The following is a 17,691-nucleotide window of genomic DNA, read 5'->3' as shown; positions in this document are numbered from 1 at the left end:
TAGCCTGTGAGCGTCCCATCTTTCATTCGAACTCGGAGTCAGCAATATGATACGCATTGCGATAGCTTTTCTGATTGCGTTAGTGGTTGCCAGCATCACCGCATCAATTATCCAAACCCAATTTAATATCGCTGCGCTGCAGGATTGGTCTGTTGAGATTGACTTAGCGCTGCGCAAAGAAGCCACTTTTCACGATATTCTAAATTTTTCACCGACGTTCGCGATTATTCTCGGAACTTCGCTGCTTTTTTCTCTCCCCATAGCCTATTTTATTGACCGTCGGCGCCCGAATCCGGAACCGATTTGGTTTTTAGTGGGCGGAGCGGTTGGGTTGTGGGTTGCCTTTATGATTGTCGATGCATTACTCCCCATGCCAACACTGATAGCTGTGAATCGAACGATTCCGGGCTTGCTGAGTATGGTGGCGTGTGGTGGCTTCGCAGGTTATTTGTTTGCCAGAATCAGCAAGGTCAGCGGTCATTCGAACCACCAAGGTGAAGGAGTAACAGCATGAAGGCACTATCACTGAGTGTGTTGAGTCTGGCGTTTTACGCTGGAGCGGCGTTCGCGGACGAAGAGATTACCTTGTCAATAATTGCGGATGATTTGAATCAACCCTGGGGGTTGGCACAGCTTCCTGATCAAAGTTGGTTAGTCACAGAACGAGGTGGCCGACTCGTACACATCGACGCTAGCTCTAATGCGACACAAACTGTCGCGCTTAATCTACCTGACTTGTTCGCTGAAGCTCAGGCTGGACTTTTTGAGGTGTTGCTGGCACCAGATTTTGGGCAAAGTCGGAAGGTCTATTTCAGCTATGCCTGCGGCTCCGCGCCACAGAATACCACCTGCGTGAGTGTTGGAACGTTGAATCAAGAAGCCACGGAAGTGAGCAATCTTGAATTGATTTTTAGTGGCACCGATAAAGAGGGCGCAGCACATTACGGTGGTCGAATGACGTGGCTGCCGGATGCGACCTTGTTACTGACACTTGGTGACGGTTTTGACTATCGCGAGCAAGCACAAAATCTGGATAGTTACTTAGGCAAAATAGTACGCATGAATGCCGATGGCAGCGTGCCTGAAGATAATCCGTTTAAACACAAAGAAGCAGCACCGCTAATCTACAGTTACGGCCATCGGAATGTGCAAGGCATTGTTTATGACGCTGAACGTGATGCGGTATGGCAGCATGAACATGGCCCTCGTGGCGGTGATGAACTCAATAAAATTGAGGCAGGCAAGAACTACGGCTGGCCGTTGGTTACTTACGGTATTGATTACACGGGTGCTTATGTAAGTCCCTTGCAAAATTTGCCCGGCACCGTTCAACCACTATTACAATGGACGCCATCGTTAGCGCCCGCTGGTCTAACCCTACATCAAGGTGATTTGTGGGTAGCGCACTTGGCAGGTCAGCGCTTACAGCGTTTTCGCTTTGTGGATGGCAAATGGCAACAGCCACAAGACTTCCTACAAGAACGCGAGACACGTTACCGCGCAGTAGCGAGCGGCAACGATGGCCGGCTCTACATCCTGGAAGATTCACCAAAAGCCAAACTAATCGCTTTAACCAGTGAAAAGTGAATAGAGAACAGTGAACACAAAACAATAGGTTGGGTGGGTGTTTCGGGCATTTCTGTTCACGTTTCACTATTTGCTGTTCACTGTCAAAAGGAGTATTTATGCGACTGATTTTGATTCTGTTGAGCGTGCTTGCGTTCAGTCCTGCCGCCAATAGTTACGGTGGCACTGGGCATGCCGTGTTTTGTCAGATGACTTATGAATTGGTGTCGCCGGCAACTCGTCAACGTCTTGATGCGATGGTCGCAGAGCACCCGGATTACGACTCTTTTGGCGCAATTTGTAGTTGGGCTGATCACATTAAAAGCGATGACAAATGGGATTGGGCAAAACCCCACCACTATGTCAATTTCGCTCGTAATCAAGCGCAAGTTACAGCGGATGCCTGTCCACCACAGGGCTGCATCTTGTCGGCTATTCAGCATCACTACAGCGTGTTGACCAACAACCCAGAGAGCTGGGATGCACTCGCGTTCCTCGCCCATTATATCGGTGACTTACACCAACCCATGCATGTCAGTTTTGCAGATGACTTAGGCGGCAATCGCGCCAATCTGTATTACTTTGATGAAGAACGGAATTTGCATTGGCTGTGGGACACCGGCATGTTATTGCGCCGCGAAGGAGAGCCACCACAGGCTAAAGCCGATAGTTTGGGTCAAGGTTTAGAGCCGCTGCCGCTATTGCAATACAGCGAGGATTTGGTGTTGGGGTGGGCCAACGAATCGGCCGCGATTACTCGCCGAATCTATTCTGATTATGCACCGCAACAACGCTTAGGAGAGAATTACACGGCTCAATATGGACCTATTTTAGAGCAGCGGATGCAAATGGGCGCGCAGCGTTTAGCCGCGCTCCTCGATGGTATCTATCAAGATTAAGCTTTGGAGTTAATGCGCTGCGGGCGAGTGGGTTGATTACCGTCGGAGCCATACAGTTGGCCGCCACCACTGGCATCGCGCAGAATATTGAGCATGTGTTGGTTGTGGTGTAACCGATGCTGAATGAGCTCGCCATTCAGCTGGTTCATTTTTGCCACACGCTCTGCAGCTTGCAGTAAGGTTTCCCACGTATCGATACAGCCTGCTTGTTGAGCAGCTTTGCGCGCACCTTTGCTATCAGCAGCAAATCCAAGTTTGTGTTGCGCAGTGCGGCGTTGCTCTTCGGCGGTTTCGATTTCTTGCTGAAGTGCCGTTTTGGCTTGTGCGATACGCTCGAGTTCAGCGCCATCAATAGTGCCGGCACTCAACATCGACTGCTCTTGTTCAAGCAGTTGTTGCAAATTAGTCAGGCGAGTAATTTGTGCGTTTAAATGCGTCTGTAGTCCCATAAATCCTAATCAGTGTTGCTGGATGATTCAGTTAAACTTTGCAACAAGGATTCGGCTATTTGGTCAGCACGCATGGTCAGTTGGCCGTCACGAATCGCTTGTCGAATAGAATCGACTTTCGCGGTATCGATATCTTGGCTCTGATCTTGCGGGAGTTGACTAAAATGAGTGACGACGTCCGCTGAACTAGCTGATTGGCTAGACTCAGTCGAAGGCGCACCCGTTTTCGCCGAACGGTTCGATTCCGTTTGGTTGGTACCGGGCAGTGGCTGAAATCCATTCACTTTCACAGGAAATACCTCACTCATTTATGTCTACCTGAGTTATCGGCAGTACACCACCAAACTTTAACCGAATGTGCAAAAAATTCATAGTTATCTATAGATAGTTCTCTAGAGAGACGGTCATGATGCAGGTACCGCACGTCCAGGACCTGTCACTTTGACCGATAGTAAGTTCTTGTTTTCTAGTCGAACGCGAATAATCTCATTCACGCCTCCTGCATCAAGCGCCTGACCCTCTTGGCGCAACTCAAATCCAGCACCTGAGGCAATCACGGTAACGTTTTGCCCGCGCTCTACGACAACCGGCGCTTGTAAAAAACTTGCTTGAATGACCGTGTCAGCAACCAAAGAGCGCCGCGCTTGCTGACCAATAATAAGTTCAGGATCGCGCACTGCTTGGTGTGGTAATCGCGTCAGGTCACCTTGTACGGCTTGAATATGTTCAGCGGTGATGCGAGCGCCTGCAGAAACCGAGTCGGCGAGAACATAATAGGTTCCCAACAGAGTGATGGTCACGGGCACATAATGCGGTCGTGGGGAGTCTTCACAGGTAACTGATACCAGTGCTCGACCGCGACGCAACTGCGCATCCTCTGGAAGGGAAAAACTCGTAACAACGCAATCATTCAACTGCTGCTTGCGTGCGTCGGACCAACTTAATGTCAATTCGTAGTCGTCCGCTAACCGTTGTAACGGCATGGCGAGTTCCGACCGCAATTGGCGTTCCCACTGTGGCATTGCAGGCACAGGTGGCGTGCTCGCGAACAGCGCAGCGCTGTGCAAGCTCAAACCAATCAGTAGCAGTCGGCTTAACTTCATGATCACGGATCTCTACTTATACCCTAGTGAAAGGCCAGTATAACGACCTCAAATTTTCTCTAATCGCAGAATTAAGGGTAAAAAAGGCGCTTTTTTGTCCCTTTGTCTTGTCAGCAGCGGGTCTAGTCTAGACCGTGAGAAAAAAGCGATCGAAATGAGGATCGCGAGGATCGAGGATACCGGGATGATCGATAAACTGAGTCAGTCTCTGCAGTTTCACCAACAAGCGCTGTCGCTTCGGCAACAGCGGCAAGAAGTGATCGCGAATAATATCGCCAATGCAGATACACCCAACTTTAAAGCACGCGACATTAACTTTAGTGCCGAGCTGCAACGGGCGAGTGCGTCAATACAAGGCACCACGCAGCCGACTAAAACGCATGCGGGTCATTTACAGCTGGGTGCTAATAATACGGTCACGGCGCAGTTGCAGTATCGCACGCCAACACAATCTCGATTAGACGGGAATACCGTCGACATGGATATCGAGCGTACTCAGTTCCTCGACAATTCACTGCGCTATCAAGCCGATATTCAGTTCCTTGATGATCGCATCAGTGGCTTACGCAAAGCCATGCAACCTGAACAATAACGGAGCATATGATGGCGACTAACTTCTCCATTCTCGATATTGCTGGCTCAGCACTGACGGCGCAATCACAGCGCATGAACGTGTCGGCGAGCAATATGGCAAACGCGAACAGCGTTGCCGGCCCTAATGGCGAACCTTACAAAGCGAAGCAAGTAATCTTTGAACAGCAGCTGCAAAACCAAGGTGTTGGTGGTGTGCAGGTGCAGCAAGTGGTTGAGTCGGAAGCGCCAGCGCGGCGCGAGTATCAGCCAGGACACCCACTGGCAGACGACCAAGGTTACGTGACCTTACCCAATGTCGACCCCGTTGCTGAAATGGTCAATATGATTTCGGCGGCGCGGTCTTATCAGGCCAACGTAGAAGTGCTCAATACCAGTAAAGAATTACTGATGCGCACGCTCTCCATCGGCCGCAGTTAAGGAGTAAAACATGTTAGGCAATACCATTGATGCCAATGTTGTGACTCAGGCCAACCGCGGTGGTGGACAAGTCGCTTCGAATGGCGAAGAGATGCGCAATAACTTTATGACCTTGTTGGTCGCACAGCTGAACAACCAAGATCCATTGAACCCGATGGAAAACAATGAAATGACTGCGCAGCTGGCCCAGATCAATACCGTAAGCGGTATTGAGTCACTCAACGACACCATGCAGAACATAAATGGCCAAATTGATGCGCAACGTTCACTCCAAGCCGCCGGCTTGATTGGCAAAGCTGTGCTAGTGCCAGGGGATCGTTTGCTGGTTGGTGAAGCGGGCGACACCACGCCATTTGGTCTGGAATTACAGTCACCGGTTGGCGAAATGACGGCCAAAGTTTTCAACGAAAGCGGCATGCTCGTACGCACTTTTGATTTAGGGTCCGCCAACAGTGGCTCTCATTCTTACACCTGGGATGGCTTGATGGATGACGGCACCGCCGCTCCTCCAGGTTCTTATCGATTCAGTGTTGAAGCCGTCAATGACGGTAAGTCAGTCAGTGTTGAGCAATTGAATTACGCTCAAGTGCTGGCAGTCAGTAACTACAAAGACGGTCCACGACTTGATCTCGGCGGTATTCTCGATCCAGTCCGACTCGAAGATATTCGTCAAATTATTTAAGGAGCTCATTATGGGTTTTTCACAAGCACTCTCAGGTTTACGCGCTGCGGCCATTAACCTTGACGTTATTAGTAACAACGTAGCCAACTCACAAATTGTTGGCTTTAAAAGTTCACGTGCACAGTTTGCCGATATCTATGCCAATGCTGAAGTTGGTCTAGGTACGCGCCTTGCTGGCGTGGTTCAGGATTTCAGCGACGGTAACATTGAAACCACCGACCGCGGCTTAGACTTAGCGGTATCGGGCAAGGGCTTCTTCCGCTTTGAAGCGGCAGGAGAAATTATTTATTCGCGCAATGGTCAGTTGACTATGGATCGTAGTGGCTACTTGACCAACGCTTCAGGTGCACGCTTAACCGGTTATCCTGCAGGTATCGATTTCGGTGGTCAGCCACAAGTCATGCAGATTCCATCGGTGGGCTTGCCTGCTTATGCAACGAACTCGATCGAAGCCACATTTAATATGGACACACGCTCAGCAATTGTTAACCGTGGAGCGATTCCTTTTGATCCAGCCAATGCGAACTCCTATTCCTACACCAACAGTGTGACTTTGTATGACTCATTAGGTACTCCGCATCAGAGCCAGATGTACTTTACTAAAACCGCAATCAATACCTGGGAAGTGCGGCTTGTGCGAGACAACGAAGTTGCGCCTGAAATTGGCCAACTGACCTTCGATGGAAATGGTTTGTTGGATACAGTTACGGGACTAGATGCATTTACTTTTGCACCACCGAACGGTTCGGATCCAATGACTGTAAGCATGGAGCTTGAAGGTTCGACTCAGTTCGCTAATGAATTTGAACTAGCTGAAATTTTCCAAGACGGTTACGTTTCGGGAACATTGATGCAGGTCAATATCAATGAACTTGGCGAAATTGTTGGAACCTACTCGAACGAACAAGAACGGGTACTAGGTACTATCGCATTGGCAAACTTCCAGAGTTTAGAAGGCTTGCAGCCGGCGGGTGATAACGGTTGGCGTGAGACCACTGAATCTGGACAGCCGATTGTATCGGTGCCAGGTCAGGGCCAGTTCGGCAATATTATGGCCGGTGCAGTGGAAGCGTCGAATGTTGATCTGACGCAAGAGCTGGTTGCCATGATTATTGCACAACGTAACTACCAAGCTAACGCACAAAGCATCAAGTCTCAGGATGAAGCCCTGCAGACCACCATGCAGTTACGTTAATAGTTAAACAGTAAACGTTAAGAGGAACAGCTCATGGATGCCATTTTATATACAGCCATGAATGGTGCGCGGCAAACGCTGGACGAACAGGCGGTGGTGACCAATAACCTCGCCAACGTATCGACTAGTGGTTTTCGAGCTCAGCTCGCCGCCGCGCGCGCTGTTCCAGTAAACGGAGCTGGCGTTCACGACACGCGAGTGGCCGCGGTTTCTGCAACGGGCTTGTTTGATACAAGCTCTGGAACGGTGCAAACCACCGAACGTGATCTCGATGTGGCAATGCAAGGCAACGCATGGCTGGCGGTGCAAACCCCAGCCGGCGAGGCCTACACCAAACGCGGTGACCTGCAGGTAAACGCTGAAGGTCAAATGACCGTCGGCGGTATGCCTGTGTTAGGTCAAGGCGGACCCATTCAGGTGCCGCTCGGTACCTCTCTGTCTATTGGCAACGATGGAACCGTTTCAGGCATCGGCATGGGTGGTAATCCGACCGAACTGGTGCCACTGGACCGTTTGAAATTGGTGGATGTCACTGAACCGCAGCAATTGATGCGTAGCGAAGATGGTTGGTTTCGTAGTCCGGTGAATGCACCGTTGGCGGCATCAGAGACAGCGCAAGTTCGCTCTGGTGCGCTCGAAGGCAGTAACGTCAATGCCATTGATGCAATGGTTGCCATGATTGATAACCAGCGCCGTTATGAACTCAATATGAGCGTGATTAATAAAGCTGACGAAACAGCGCAGCAGGCCAATAGCCTGTTGTCTGTGCGCGGCTAACGGGAGAAAGCCATTATGATTAAGTCATTATGGATTGCAAAAACAGGTTTGACTGGACAGCAACAGCAGTTAGACGTGATCACCAACAACTTGGCCAACGTCAATACAACGGGGTTCAAACGCTCACGAGCCGTGTTTGAAGATTTGTTGTATCAAAATATGCGCCAACCTGGCGCAATGAATAATGCGCAAGACGCGCTGCCGTCAGGTTTGCAAGTTGGTACTGGTGTTCGCGCCGCAGCAACCGAACGCTTGCACACTCAGGGAAATTTAAGCAACACCGAAAACTCCAATGACTTGGCGATTAACGGCAAGGGCTTTTTCCAAGTGTTACTGCCAGATGGCAACATTGCTTACACTCGTGATGGCAGCTTTCAAATCAACCAGGACGGACAAATGGTTACCGCCAGTGGGCAGCCACTCGAGCCCGCTATTTTCCTGCCTGCCAATGCGTTGAGTGTCACCATTGGTGAGGATGGTATTGTCTCGGTGAAACAACCCGGTATCGCTCAAAACCAGCAAGTGGGACAAATCAGTCTTGCTACCTTCATGAATGATGCGGGCCTAGAAGCCATAGGCGGCAACTTATACGTTGAAACAGCATCATCTGGCGCGCCAACTGAAGCACTGCCTGGCGTCAACGGTGCAGGTCGCTTGTATCAGGGATTTGTTGAAGCTTCTAACGTGAACGTCGTTGAAGAAATGGTCAATATGATTCAGACCCAGCGCGCTTATGAAATCAATAGTCGTGCGGTTCAAACCAGTGATGAAATGCTGGCGCGGTTAGGACAACTCTAAGATGAAAGCGGTAGCGGTGAGTCTTCTCGCACTTGGATTGGCAGCATGCAGTAGCGTGCCTGAGCCAGTTGTTGTCGAGCCCTATGAAGAGGTTTCGATTCCGGATCTGCCGCAAGGCGAAGCCAATGGCTCTATTTACCAAGCGCAACAAGGTTACGTTCCCCTATTTGAAGATCAGCGCCCGCGTCGCATTGGCGACATTCTGACGGTGGTGTTGGAAGAGCAAGTTAGTGCGACGAAAAGTGCTTCATCGAATGCGTCCAGAACCAGCAATGTTGGCGTGGATTTAGAAGGTTTGCCAGACGCACTGGCAGAACTTGCCGAATACGGTTTTGCCGTTGGCAGTAACAATGACTTCAGCGGTAGTGGCGGGTCCAGCGCCAACAACCGCTTCTCAGGAACGATCACGGTCACGGTGCTGCAAGTGCTCCGCAACGGCAACTTACGAATTCGCGGTGAAAAACAAATTGCGATCAACCAAGGCACTGAGGTCATCCGCTTCTCGGGCATTGTGAATCCGCGTCAAATTAATCGCAGCAATACCGTGATGTCGACGGCAGTAGCTGACGCGCGCTTGGAATACATGGGCGACGGCTATATCAGCGATGCGCAGCGGATGGGTTGGTTACAGCGCTTTTTCAATAAAATCGCACCGTTTTAAGAGGATAGATTCGTGCCGAACATACAATGGACTCGTTTGATAGGAATAGCACTGCTACTAAGTATGCTAAGCATGCCCGCCGCAGCTGAACGCCTCAAAGATATTGCGAGTTTTGCCGGTGTGCGCAGCAATGACCTGGTGGGTTATGGCTTGGTGGTTGGACTCGACGGTTCGGGTGACCAAACCATGCAGGCGCCGTTTACCGGTCAGAGCATGACAAACATGCTGAATCAGCTTGGTGTCACTATTCCTGCTGGAACCAATATGCAGTTGCGTAACGTTGCAGCGGTGATGGTCACGGCAAAACTTCCAGCTTTTGCACAACCTGGACAGCAGGTCGATGTGGTGGTGAGCTCTATAGGTAACGCGCGGAGCTTACGCGGCGGCACGTTACTTATGACACCACTGAAAGGTGCAGACGGCAATGTCTATGCTCTCGCACAAGGTAACTTACTCATTAATGGCATTAGTGCTGAAGCACAGGGTTCGTCAGCGGTGGTCAACCATCAAGCAGCGGGCCGCATTAGCGCGGGTGCCACCATTGAGCGCAGTGTTGAGCTTGATTTAGGTCGAGATAACGGCCTGCTGACGTTGCAACTCGATGAAGCCGATTTCACGACCGCATTACGGGTTGTTGAGCGAGTGAATGAGTCCTTTGGCTTTAAGGTAGCCAATGCAATCAATGCGGGCGTGATTCAACTGCAAGGTCCGCAAGATCCGAACAATCGCGTCGCGTTTATGGCGCAGGTTGAGAACATTGAGGTCAACCCAGGTCAGTCGACCGCTCGCGTGGTATTAAATTCGCGTACGGGTTCTATTGTGTTAACTGGAAATGTCACTTTGCGTGAAGCTGCGGTTGCACATGGCAATCTGGCGGTCACTATTCGGTCACAACCGTTGGTAAGCCAACCCGCACCATTCAGCCAGGGCCAGACCGTTACCGCAGATGCGGCGGATATCGACATTATTGAAGAAGAAGCCTCGCTACTTGCCGTTGAGGGAACACAACTCATGGACGTGGTGCAAGCGCTGAATAGCTTAGGCGCTACTCCAGCAGATCTGATGGCTATTTTACAGGCGTTGAAGGCATCGGGTTCGTTGCGTGCTGATTTGGAGATTATCTAATGAGTAGTATTCCTGGGTTAGCCTTCGATTCACAACAGCTGAATGATTTGAAAACCGCCAGCTCGAAGCGGCCCGATCAAGCCGCAGAAGCGGCGGCAAAGCAATTTGAAGCGCTCTTTGTTGGACAGATGATGAAGTCGATGCGCGCGGCAGGCGGTGAGTCTGTATTTTTTGATAGCAATGCCATGAAAACCTACACCGAAATGTTCGACGCACAGCTATCTAACGAATTAGCGAGCAAGGGTATCGGCTTGGCCGACACACTGCTGCAGCAGTTGCAGAAAACCCCAAGTAAATAAGCATTTCGCGTAAAATTGCACTTAAGTTTTGGCGGTTGATGCCGATAGCTAAAGGTATCAGCAGAAGGATCAGAAATGAGCATTTTTTCGATTGGATTGAGCGGGTTGTCAACAGCACAACAAGCGCTTTATACCACCAGTAACAACATCACCAACGTCTATACGCCCGGTTATAATCGCGAGATTGTGATGATGACCGAAAGTAACGGCAACGGCGTACGCGTTACTGACGTTCAGCGTCAATTCAATCAGTTTGTCGCGACTCGGTTAAATGCAGCGGCAGGCACTTTGTCTTCTTTAGAAGCCTACCAAAACGAGCTCGGGCAGATTGATAATCTGCTGTCTGATGAGGCCGCTGGTCTCGCCCCAATGATGCAAAAGTTTTTCTCCAGTATGAGCCAAATGGCCAGCAGCCCATCTGATCCAGCATCGCGTGAAGGGGTGATGGGTGCGGCACAAACCATGGTGGCGCAATTTCGCTCGCTAGACGAATATGCGGAAGATATTGGCCGGAGTGTAAACCAGCAGTTAGAAGCAGAAGTAGAACTGGTCAATACCTACACGCAGCAAATCGCAGACTTGAACCGAGAGATTGTGTTAGCTCGTGGCTTCGATGGTAAAACGCCAAACAATTTAGCGAATCAACGTGATCAACTAGTGCACGAACTCAGCCAGCGCATCGATATTCGTGTCAATGAGAATAGTTCTGGTGCTTATAGTGTGTCGTTGTCGAGCGGCTTACCGTTGGTCAACGGTGAAAGCACCTATCAACTGACCGCACGTCCTGGAGCCAATGACCCTACCCAAGTGATGGTTGGTTATACCGATCCAGCTGGCAACTTCAGCGAATTACAAGAGCGTAACTTCCAACGCGGAACCTTGGGCGGCTTGATGGAATTTCGGCGTGACTCACTGGATAAACTCCAAAATCAACTCGGTCAGCTGGCGTATAGCTTTGCGACTGCTATGAATGAACAACACACCCAAGGATTGGATTTGAACCAACAGCCGGGTGCTGAGATGTTTAGCATCGGCTCGCCACAAGTGTTTATGAATGCCAACAATACGAGCACCGTTACGGCCACTGCGACTATTACGGATAGCGATGCGTTGCTGGCGACGGGCTTTAATGTGCGCACCAATGATGATGCGACATTCACGGTCACCCGCGCGGACAATGGCCGTGAAGTGGCCGCTACCTTTGATGCAGGCACCAATACTTTGAGTTTCGCCGGTGTCGAAATGACGTTAAGTGGCACCCCCAATACCAACGATGCATTCCGTGTCGAACCCTTGAAAGGTCTTGCCAGTACCTTCTCATTTGAACTGAATGATGGCGCTGAAATTGCTGCCGCGCAGTCAACTGGCAGTGGCGACAATCGCAATGCACTCGCAATGCTGGAATTACAGAATCAGAAAACAATTGGTGGCACCGCTACGTTTAACCAAGCCTATGCAGGCATGGTCAGTACGGTTGGCAACAAAATGAGTGTTGTGAAGGCTAATTTAGCTGCGCAAGAAGGGCTGACGTCTCAGCTCGAGGCCTTGCAGCAGTCGGAATCAGGTGTGAACTTAGATGAGGAAGCCGCAAATTTAGTCCGCTTCCAACAATATTATCAAGCCAACGCCAAAGTGATTGAAACGGGCACCACGTTGCTCGATACCATTTTAAGTCTTCGCTAAGTGAAGCACGGAGTGTGACATGCGCATCAGTACGTTAACTATCTACAACCAGAACACCACAGCTATGAATCGGCAGCAGGCTGACTTCATGAAAGTCGGTCAACAAATTGCCAGTGGTAAGCGCGTGGTGAATATTTCTGATGACCCGCAAGCTATGGCGCAAGCACTGAATGTCGGTCAATCGAAAGCAGTGACGCAACAATACACGGATGCGCGAATTGGTGTGCGTAACGCTCTAGGCCAAGAAGAAAGCGTATTGAATAGCGTGAGCGACATTTATTCGCGCGCAAAAACCCTAATGGTGCAAGCGTCTAACGGCACTTTGAGTGACGGCGACCGTGATGCGGTTGCGAGCGAAATGCGCGGCTTGTACGAATCTCTCGTGGGTCTCGGTAACAGTCGCGATGGCAACGGACTTTACTTATTTGGTGGTTATGAAGATGGCTCTGCGCCTTTTATTCGTAATCCGGATGAAACCGTTGAGTTTGTCGGCAGCACTGATGTGCGCGAGCAGCGTATTGACGGTGACCGGACTATGCCGATTGGGCATAGCGCTAATGATGTCTTTCGCAGTGTGCGCGGTGGTACTAATTATTTAGCTTCTGCGGCGGCAACCAACCAAGGTTCGGTGACCTACAGCAGCGTGAATGTGATTAATTCTACTGATCCGAACTATGGTGATACGTTTACCATTGATTTTGGCGGCACCGCAGCAGCACCGACTTATTCCATCAACGGCGGCGCAGCAGTGGCTTATACGGATCCTACCGATATCCAAGTGGGCGGGCTGCAAATCGAATTAACGGGTGCGCCGGAGCCTGGTGATCAAGTGACTATGAGCCCAGCTGCAGCAGGGAATACCGATGTATTCCGTACTTTTGAGAAAGCGATTGCTGCACTTGAAACGCCTTCAAATACGCCACAGGCGGGTGCTGCATTACGCAACACATTGAATACTGTGATGAACGAGTTTGATAACAGTATGGATAACGTGTTGACGGTTCGTGCTGAAGTGGGTGCGCGTCTGAATGAGCTCGATACTTTAGAGACTATCGCGTCCAACCGGATGCTGGCTTATGAGCAAACGTTATCGTCACTGGTTGACTTAGACTATGTAGAAGCGGCGTCAGAATACAGTATGCGCATGGTCGGTCTACAAGCAGCGCAGAAAGCGTTTGTGGATATGAAAGATCTAAGCTTGTTCAATATGCTTCGTTAAAACCTATCTTTAGAGTGTGGCGACGGTCTGTTCGATCATCGCCAATCCCATTCTAAATAACTTCTGCATATAACCACCCAAATCGGTCATCAACACCATCAATAGCACCAAACCCAGCAATAAAGACATCGGGAAACCCACTGAGAATACGGTCAGCTGTGGTGCTGAGCGATTGAGAATGCCTAAAGTGAGATTCACAATCAATAACGCTCCAAATACTGGTAGTGCGAGCAAAATCCCCGAACTAAAGATAACGGTCCCGAAACGAGCGATCAGCTCAAACGCTCCGGCGTTGAGTCCGAGGCTTCCTATCGGCAGCGTAAAAAACGAGTTGGTGAGGATTTCGATGAGGATCAAGTGCCCATCAATGGCTAAGAACATCAAGGTTGAAAAGACATAAAGTAACCGCGATAGAATCATCGTATTAGCGCCACTGTCGGGCGAAAAGAAGGTCGCAAAGGCGAGACCCATCTGTAAGCCGATAAACTCACCAGCGGCTTGAATAGCGGCGAAAATAACCTGCATCACAAAGCCAATTGCCACACCAATAATAATCTGCTCCAACATGATGCCGAAGCTCGCCCACGAGAAAAGCGGCACATCAGGTAGTGCCGGCAACATGGGTGCAATAATAATGGTGAAGATAGCGGCAAGACCCAATTTGGTCATGTTCGGGAGACTACTGTGACTCAATACCGGTGCAATGAGGAGCAGACCACTAAATCGGCAGAACGGCCAGAGAAAGAGACTGATCCAAGCCTCAAGTTGCGCGAAGGTTACGGACACCATAGCCGTGACCTACTGAATCATCATGGGGATGTTGGTGAATAGGCGCCGAGTAAAGTCGATGATGAGCTGCAACAGGTAGGGACCGATAGCCACGAGCACAACCACAACACCCAAAATTTTGGGGATGAATGACAAGGTCATTTCGTTAATTTGTGTCGCCGCTTGGAACAAGCTGATCAGGAGACCTAGTAGTAACGCTGTCAGCAACAAAGGCCCCGCCAGATACAATGTCACTTGCATGGCTTGATAGGCAATCGTCATGACTGTTTCTGGTGTCATGGTGCCCCCTACACGTAAAAGCTATTGGCGAGTGAGCCAATCAGCAGTTGCCAGCCATCAACCAACACAAACAGCATCAGCTTGAATGGCAGCGAAATCGTTGCAGGTGGAACCATCATCATACCCAGTGCCATCAGTACGCTGGCAACCACGAGGTCGATAATCAAAAACGGGATAAAGATGGTGAAACCGATTTGAAACGCGGTCTTCAATTCACTGGTCACGAATGAAGGCACCAATACATGAAACGGCACTTCTTCGGGGCTAGCTATTGGCCCGACATCGGCAAGACCGGCGAACAAAGCGAGATCGGGCTCGCGTGTTTGCGCTAGCATGAATTCGCGCATGGGGCCGGAAGCGAGTTCGATAAAGGTCTCAAAATCGATAGCGTCGGTGCTGAACGGCACCCACGCTTTATCATAAATTTGCCCGAATACCGGTGCCATGATGAAAAACGTCAAAAACAGTGCGAGACCCAGTAGTACTTGATTCGGCGGTGCTGATTGCGTACCCATAGCGGTGCGCAGCAAGCTCATGACAATGATGATCCGAACAAATGACGTCATCATCAGCAACATCGCTGGCAAGAAAGCGAGGCTGGTCAGGAATAGTAATGTTTGCAGTGATAACGACCATTGTTGGCCGCCATCTTCAGTCGGGGTGGTCACGACACCGGGAATACTTTGTGCCAGTGCATCCAGAGGAAGTAACAGCAGCATACTGGCAAGCAACAACCATCGCATCATGAGTGCGAGTCCTTGCGGTTGCCGGTTTGTTGGCGAAACGCCTGTTGTAAGCGGGATTTGAAATCACCTGTCGGAGCTTCGGGAGTGGCTTGTGGTGGCATTTCATGGAGTTTATTGACGCTGCCATTCGCTACGCCGAGTACCAGCCAAGTATCACCGGCCGATACAATCACAACTCGTTCACGACTACCGACCGCAACGCTACCGACCACCTTCAATTGGCCTTGAACTCCTTGATATTGTCCGCTGAGTTTCCGAAAGAGCCACGCACAGAGCAAAATCAAACCAATAACAAACAACAGCACAAGCATAACTTGGCCAGCGTAGGCCATGCCGTCAGTACTTAATTCTGCCGCTTGTGTGGCTGCATTGGTGGTCATGTGGCTGGGCTCTTATCGATTCAGTTTTTGCACACGCTCAGATGGCGTGACAATTTCGGTGATGCGAATACCATATTTGTCGTCGAGGACGACTACTTCACCTTGAGCTATTAAATAGCCGTTGATGAGAATATCCATTGGCTCACCGGCTAGGCCGTCCAGCTCAACGACGGAGCCTTGTGCCAGCTCCAGCAGCTGTTTGATGGTAATACGAGTGCGGCCAAGCTCGACGCTAAGCTTAACTGGAATATCCATAATGATATCCAGATCATTCAATGAGCCACCTTTCGCGGTCGAATCGAGCGGCTTGAATACATTACCAGCATCGCCTTCAAGCGGTTGCGTTTGCTCTTCTTCGGCCAGTGCATCAGCCCATGGGTCTTGCTCGTTTGGCTGCTCGCCAGTGTGTTCATTAGAATCGTTTGTCATAGTCTGACTCCTGCGACTGGAACGGGCTGGAGAACTTTTGATTCTCCAACACTTTGGTCACTTTTAACGCTCGGTGTGAATTGACGCTACCAAACTCGCATTCGAGAACCGGTAGATTATTCACCGTAGCGGTGACGTTTTTCGGTAATTCAATAGGGATCACGTCCCCTGGTTTAAGCGACATCACTTGTGGCAACCGCAACGGGATATCGACGAAATCAGCAACCAAATCAATGGAGGATGATTGGAGTTCCTGGCTTATGCGTTGGCGCCACAGTTTGTCATTCCCGCCGCCTGCATCAGCACGCAAGTTCGTGAGCTTGTCGCGCAATGGTTCAATCATCGAATACGGCATACAAATCTTAAAATTACTTTCTAAGTTGCCGACTTCGAGGTGAAACGTGGTGTTGACGACAATTTCACTCGGAGAACTGGTGATAGCCGCAAATTTGGGCTGCATTTCACTGCGAATAAAGTTGATATCGAGCGGGTAGACTGAGCGCCAAGACTCTTGATAGGCGTCAATAGCCAGGTTTAATACGCGTTGAATAATGCGTTGCTCAGTACCGGTAAACTCACGCGAGTCATTGCGGGTAATGAACCGTCCGTCGCCACCAAACAGGTTCTCGACAATCATTGATACCATGGCATGTGGGAATACCACGAGGCCGGTTCCACGCAGCGGTTTCATGGCGATGATATTGAGATTGGTTGGCGTTGGAATCGCGTCTGCGAAATCACTAAAACGCTGATAGCGAACAGATTCAACCGTGATGTCGGCGTTCCGCCGCAAGAGGTTGAACAAGTTCATGCGGAATTGTCGCGCAAAGCGCTCGTTAATAACCTCTAACGTATGCAGTCGTTCACGGACAACACGATTTTGGGAACCTGGGTCAAAGGGACGCTGCTCTTTCCGATCGCGGGTGTGCACTTCGCCGCCAGGGCGAGGCTTCGGTGAGTCAACCACGACATCATCGTCGGCGTCGCGTTGGCGCGCCTTGCTAGGCTTCTCGTCCGGTTGACCGGCAAGAAGTGCGTCGAGTTCGTCTTGAGTTAAGTCGTGGTCTGCCATAAGTCCTTACTGCACAATAAATTCGGTAAATAACACGTCATTGATGGCAATTTCTTCGTCACCTTTGTACGGTGCTTGCAGCGTTGCTTGAATAGAAGCTGCTAAGGTCTTTTTGCCATCGGAATTCACGATGTTGTCTGCATCTTGCCCAGACAACAGCACCAGCAAGCGGTTACGAACTTGCGGCATGTTGGTCAACAGTAATTGCTTCACCTTCTCATCTGGTACTTCCAGCGTTAAGCCAGCATAAAGCAGACGCGGGCCAAACTGATCGCTGCGTAAGTTCACAGTAAACGGTGAAATGCTGACGAATACCGGCTCAAAAGCTTCTTGCTCTTTTTCCATGACTTCGCCGTTGGCTGCTGCTAGGGCAATATTCCGTGTGTCCATTAACAAGTAGGTATTGGCTCCGGCTACCGCGATAGCGAGAAACAATAAAACATAGATCACTAAGTTGTTGCTGCCGCTTGCTGGAGCGGGAGTATCCGATTTACGCGCCATTGTTACTTATCCTCTGCATAATTGTTCA

Annotated in this window: 24 protein-coding genes; 14 read left to right on the top strand and 10 right to left on the bottom strand. The window is 50.2% G+C overall.

What is annotated here, in order from left to right; all coding sequences use genetic code 11:
- Window positions 1-46: 46 nt before the first annotated feature.
- From ACN0S4_RS09270 to ACN0S4_RS09260, 3 genes are all read left to right on the top strand, one after another.
- Window positions 47-514 carry a hypothetical protein gene (locus ACN0S4_RS09270; protein ID WP_417657399.1) on the top strand — a complete coding sequence of 156 codons (468 nt, stop codon included), beginning with the start codon at window positions 47-49 and terminating at the stop codon, window positions 512-514.
- Window positions 511-1,587 carry a PQQ-dependent sugar dehydrogenase gene (locus ACN0S4_RS09265; RefSeq protein ID WP_417657398.1) on the top strand — a complete coding sequence of 359 codons (1,077 nt, stop codon included), beginning with the start codon at window positions 511-513 and terminating at the stop codon, window positions 1,585-1,587. The genes ACN0S4_RS09270 and ACN0S4_RS09265 overlap by 4 nt, the downstream gene beginning before the upstream one ends.
- A 98-nt stretch (window positions 1,588-1,685) precedes the next feature.
- Window positions 1,686-2,465 carry a S1/P1 nuclease gene (locus ACN0S4_RS09260; protein WP_417657397.1) on the top strand — a complete coding sequence of 260 codons (780 nt, stop codon included), beginning with the start codon at window positions 1,686-1,688 and terminating at the stop codon, window positions 2,463-2,465.
- On the opposite strand, the gene ACN0S4_RS09255 is transcribed toward ACN0S4_RS09260, so the two are convergent.
- The 3 genes from ACN0S4_RS09255 to flgA form a co-directional block, all read right to left on the bottom strand.
- Entirely contained in the window at window positions 2,462-2,914 is a 453-nt protein-coding gene (locus ACN0S4_RS09255) for a flagella synthesis protein FlgN (protein ID WP_417657396.1), read from the bottom strand. The two genes, ACN0S4_RS09260 and ACN0S4_RS09255, sit on opposite strands and share 4 nt — an antisense overlap.
- Before the next feature lie 5 nt (window positions 2,915-2,919).
- Window positions 2,920-3,222, bottom strand: a complete 303-nt coding sequence (gene flgM / locus ACN0S4_RS09250) for a flagellar biosynthesis anti-sigma factor FlgM (RefSeq protein WP_417657395.1) — start codon at window positions 3,220-3,222, stop codon at window positions 2,920-2,922.
- A gap of 96 nt (window positions 3,223-3,318) precedes the next feature.
- A complete protein-coding gene (gene flgA, locus ACN0S4_RS09245; protein ID WP_417657394.1) occupies window positions 3,319-4,017 on the bottom strand; it encodes a flagellar basal body P-ring formation chaperone FlgA in 699 nt (232 codons plus the stop codon).
- A 184-nt stretch (window positions 4,018-4,201) separates the two neighbouring features.
- On the opposite strand from flgA, the gene flgB reads away from it, so the two are divergent.
- The 11 genes from flgB to flgL all read left to right on the top strand — a co-directional run bounded on the left by flgB (window position 4,202) and on the right by flgL (window position 13,467).
- Window positions 4,202-4,609, top strand: coding sequence for a flagellar basal body rod protein FlgB (gene flgB, locus ACN0S4_RS09240; protein WP_417657393.1), 408 nt, complete (start codon window positions 4,202-4,204; stop codon window positions 4,607-4,609).
- A gap of 8 nt (window positions 4,610-4,617) precedes the next feature.
- Window positions 4,618-5,028 carry a flagellar basal body rod protein FlgC gene (gene flgC / locus ACN0S4_RS09235; RefSeq protein ID WP_417657392.1) on the top strand — a complete coding sequence of 137 codons (411 nt, stop codon included), beginning with the start codon at window positions 4,618-4,620 and terminating at the stop codon, window positions 5,026-5,028.
- 10 nt (window positions 5,029-5,038) lie between these two features.
- Complete coding sequence (locus ACN0S4_RS09230) at window positions 5,039-5,710, top strand: flagellar hook assembly protein FlgD (protein WP_417657391.1); 672 nt, start codon at window positions 5,039-5,041, stop codon at window positions 5,708-5,710.
- A 10-nt stretch (window positions 5,711-5,720) separates the two neighbouring features.
- On the top strand, window positions 5,721-6,905 hold the full coding sequence (gene flgE, locus ACN0S4_RS09225; RefSeq protein ID WP_417657390.1) for a flagellar hook protein FlgE: 1,185 nt from the start codon (window positions 5,721-5,723) through the stop codon (window positions 6,903-6,905).
- Between the two features lie 33 nt (window positions 6,906-6,938).
- On the top strand, window positions 6,939-7,682 hold the full coding sequence (locus ACN0S4_RS09220; protein ID WP_417657389.1) for a flagellar basal body rod protein FlgF: 744 nt from the start codon (window positions 6,939-6,941) through the stop codon (window positions 7,680-7,682).
- Window positions 7,683-7,697: 15 nt separating this feature from the next.
- Window positions 7,698-8,480 (top strand): flagellar basal-body rod protein FlgG, encoded by a 783-nt coding sequence (gene flgG, locus ACN0S4_RS09215; protein WP_417657388.1) that lies wholly within the window; start codon window positions 7,698-7,700, stop codon window positions 8,478-8,480.
- Between the two features lies 1 nt (window position 8,481).
- Complete coding sequence (locus ACN0S4_RS09210; protein ID WP_417657387.1) at window positions 8,482-9,141, top strand: flagellar basal body L-ring protein FlgH; 660 nt, start codon at window positions 8,482-8,484, stop codon at window positions 9,139-9,141.
- 72 nt (window positions 9,142-9,213) lie between these two features.
- A complete protein-coding gene (locus ACN0S4_RS09205) occupies window positions 9,214-10,266 on the top strand; it encodes a flagellar basal body P-ring protein FlgI (RefSeq protein ID WP_417657386.1) in 1,053 nt (350 codons plus the stop codon).
- Window positions 10,266-10,565, top strand: coding sequence for a rod-binding protein (locus ACN0S4_RS09200; protein WP_169930881.1), 300 nt, complete (start codon window positions 10,266-10,268; stop codon window positions 10,563-10,565). Before ACN0S4_RS09205 ends, ACN0S4_RS09200 begins: the two co-directional genes overlap by 1 nt.
- Window positions 10,566-10,640: 75 nt before the next feature.
- Entirely contained in the window at window positions 10,641-12,248 is a 1,608-nt protein-coding gene (flgK, locus tag ACN0S4_RS09195; protein ID WP_417657385.1) for a flagellar hook-associated protein FlgK, read from the top strand.
- A gap of 19 nt (window positions 12,249-12,267) precedes the next feature.
- Window positions 12,268-13,467 (top strand): flagellar hook-associated protein FlgL, encoded by a 1,200-nt coding sequence (flgL, locus tag ACN0S4_RS09190; RefSeq protein ID WP_417657384.1) that lies wholly within the window; start codon window positions 12,268-12,270, stop codon window positions 13,465-13,467.
- Between the two features lie 9 nt (window positions 13,468-13,476).
- Here flgL and fliR read toward each other — a convergent pair whose 3' ends face one another.
- The 7 genes from fliR to fliL are packed head-to-tail and all read right to left on the bottom strand — an operon-like array spanning window position 13,477 to window position 17,663.
- The gene (fliR, locus tag ACN0S4_RS09185) at window positions 13,477-14,256 is read right to left on the bottom strand and encodes a flagellar biosynthetic protein FliR (RefSeq protein ID WP_417657383.1); all 780 of its coding nucleotides are present in this window, start codon (window positions 14,254-14,256) and stop codon (window positions 13,477-13,479) included.
- A 9-nt stretch (window positions 14,257-14,265) separates the two neighbouring features.
- On the bottom strand, window positions 14,266-14,535 hold the full coding sequence (gene fliQ / locus ACN0S4_RS09180; RefSeq protein ID WP_169930878.1) for a flagellar biosynthesis protein FliQ: 270 nt from the start codon (window positions 14,533-14,535) through the stop codon (window positions 14,266-14,268).
- Window positions 14,536-14,543: 8 nt separating this feature from the next.
- Window positions 14,544-15,281: a flagellar type III secretion system pore protein FliP gene (gene fliP / locus ACN0S4_RS09175; protein ID WP_417657382.1), complete on the bottom strand. Its 738-nt coding sequence runs from the start codon at window positions 15,279-15,281 to the stop codon at window positions 14,544-14,546.
- Window positions 15,278-15,661: a flagellar biosynthetic protein FliO gene (fliO, locus tag ACN0S4_RS09170; protein WP_417657381.1), complete on the bottom strand. Its 384-nt coding sequence runs from the start codon at window positions 15,659-15,661 to the stop codon at window positions 15,278-15,280. The genes fliP and fliO overlap by 4 nt, the downstream gene beginning before the upstream one ends.
- 12 nt (window positions 15,662-15,673) lie before the next feature.
- On the bottom strand, window positions 15,674-16,090 hold the full coding sequence (fliN, locus tag ACN0S4_RS09165) for a flagellar motor switch protein FliN (protein WP_417657380.1): 417 nt from the start codon (window positions 16,088-16,090) through the stop codon (window positions 15,674-15,676).
- On the bottom strand, window positions 16,074-17,162 hold the full coding sequence (gene fliM, locus ACN0S4_RS09160) for a flagellar motor switch protein FliM (protein WP_417657379.1): 1,089 nt from the start codon (window positions 17,160-17,162) through the stop codon (window positions 16,074-16,076). Before fliM ends, fliN begins: the two co-directional genes overlap by 17 nt.
- Window positions 17,163-17,168: 6 nt before the next feature.
- A complete protein-coding gene (fliL, locus tag ACN0S4_RS09155; RefSeq protein ID WP_417657378.1) occupies window positions 17,169-17,663 on the bottom strand; it encodes a flagellar basal body-associated protein FliL in 495 nt (164 codons plus the stop codon).
- Between the last annotated feature and the right edge of the window lie 28 nt (window positions 17,664-17,691).

The sequence above is a fragment of the Pseudidiomarina aestuarii genome (genome assembly GCF_048263735.1).
GTDB lineage: Bacteria > Pseudomonadota > Gammaproteobacteria > Enterobacterales > Alteromonadaceae > Pseudidiomarina > Pseudidiomarina aestuarii_B.
The sequence above is the reverse complement of the archived record's forward strand: the minus strand, read 5'-3'. Positions and strand labels throughout refer to the sequence as shown.

Bases quoted from the DNA above. Each gene is read 5' to 3' on its own strand.
- flgG (WP_417657388.1), top strand. From the start codon at position 7,698: ATGATTAAGTCATTATGGATTGCAAAAACAGGTTTGACTGGACAGCAA.
- ACN0S4_RS09210 (WP_417657387.1), top strand. From the start codon at position 8,482: ATGAAAGCGGTAGCGGTGAGTCTTCTCGCACTTGGATTGGCAGCATGC.
- ACN0S4_RS09265 (WP_417657398.1), top strand. From the start codon at position 511: ATGAAGGCACTATCACTGAGTGTGTTGAGTCTGGCGTTTTACGCTGGA.
- flgK (WP_417657385.1), top strand. From the start codon at position 10,641: ATGAGCATTTTTTCGATTGGATTGAGCGGGTTGTCAACAGCACAACAA.
- flgE (WP_417657390.1), top strand. From the start codon at position 5,721: ATGGGTTTTTCACAAGCACTCTCAGGTTTACGCGCTGCGGCCATTAAC.
- ACN0S4_RS09270 (WP_417657399.1), top strand. From the start codon at position 47: ATGATACGCATTGCGATAGCTTTTCTGATTGCGTTAGTGGTTGCCAGC.
- ACN0S4_RS09260 (WP_417657397.1), top strand. From the start codon at position 1,686: ATGCGACTGATTTTGATTCTGTTGAGCGTGCTTGCGTTCAGTCCTGCC.
- flgA (WP_417657394.1), bottom strand. From the start codon at position 4,017: ATGAAGTTAAGCCGACTGCTACTGATTGGTTTGAGCTTGCACAGCGCT.
- flgM (WP_417657395.1), bottom strand. From the start codon at position 3,222: ATGAGTGAGGTATTTCCTGTGAAAGTGAATGGATTTCAGCCACTGCCC.
- ACN0S4_RS09205 (WP_417657386.1), top strand. From the start codon at position 9,214: ATGCCCGCCGCAGCTGAACGCCTCAAAGATATTGCGAGTTTTGCCGGT.
- flgB (WP_417657393.1), top strand. From the start codon at position 4,202: ATGATCGATAAACTGAGTCAGTCTCTGCAGTTTCACCAACAAGCGCTG.
- ACN0S4_RS09255 (WP_417657396.1), bottom strand. From the start codon at position 2,914: ATGGGACTACAGACGCATTTAAACGCACAAATTACTCGCCTGACTAAT.
- fliM (WP_417657379.1), bottom strand. From the start codon at position 17,162: ATGGCAGACCACGACTTAACTCAAGACGAACTCGACGCACTTCTTGCC.
- ACN0S4_RS09220 (WP_417657389.1), top strand. From the start codon at position 6,939: ATGGATGCCATTTTATATACAGCCATGAATGGTGCGCGGCAAACGCTG.
- ACN0S4_RS09230 (WP_417657391.1), top strand. From the start codon at position 5,039: ATGTTAGGCAATACCATTGATGCCAATGTTGTGACTCAGGCCAACCGC.
- fliQ (WP_169930878.1), bottom strand. From the start codon at position 14,535: ATGACACCAGAAACAGTCATGACGATTGCCTATCAAGCCATGCAAGTG.
- fliL (WP_417657378.1), bottom strand. From the start codon at position 17,663: ATGGCGCGTAAATCGGATACTCCCGCTCCAGCAAGCGGCAGCAACAAC.
- fliN (WP_417657380.1), bottom strand. From the start codon at position 16,090: ATGACAAACGATTCTAATGAACACACTGGCGAGCAGCCAAACGAGCAA.
- flgC (WP_417657392.1), top strand. From the start codon at position 4,618: ATGATGGCGACTAACTTCTCCATTCTCGATATTGCTGGCTCAGCACTG.
- ACN0S4_RS09200 (WP_169930881.1), top strand. From the start codon at position 10,266: ATGAGTAGTATTCCTGGGTTAGCCTTCGATTCACAACAGCTGAATGAT.
- fliP (WP_417657382.1), bottom strand. From the start codon at position 15,281: ATGATGCGATGGTTGTTGCTTGCCAGTATGCTGCTGTTACTTCCTCTG.
- fliR (WP_417657383.1), bottom strand. From the start codon at position 14,256: ATGGTGTCCGTAACCTTCGCGCAACTTGAGGCTTGGATCAGTCTCTTT.
- flgL (WP_417657384.1), top strand. From the start codon at position 12,268: ATGCGCATCAGTACGTTAACTATCTACAACCAGAACACCACAGCTATG.
- fliO (WP_417657381.1), bottom strand. From the start codon at position 15,661: ATGACCACCAATGCAGCCACACAAGCGGCAGAATTAAGTACTGACGGC.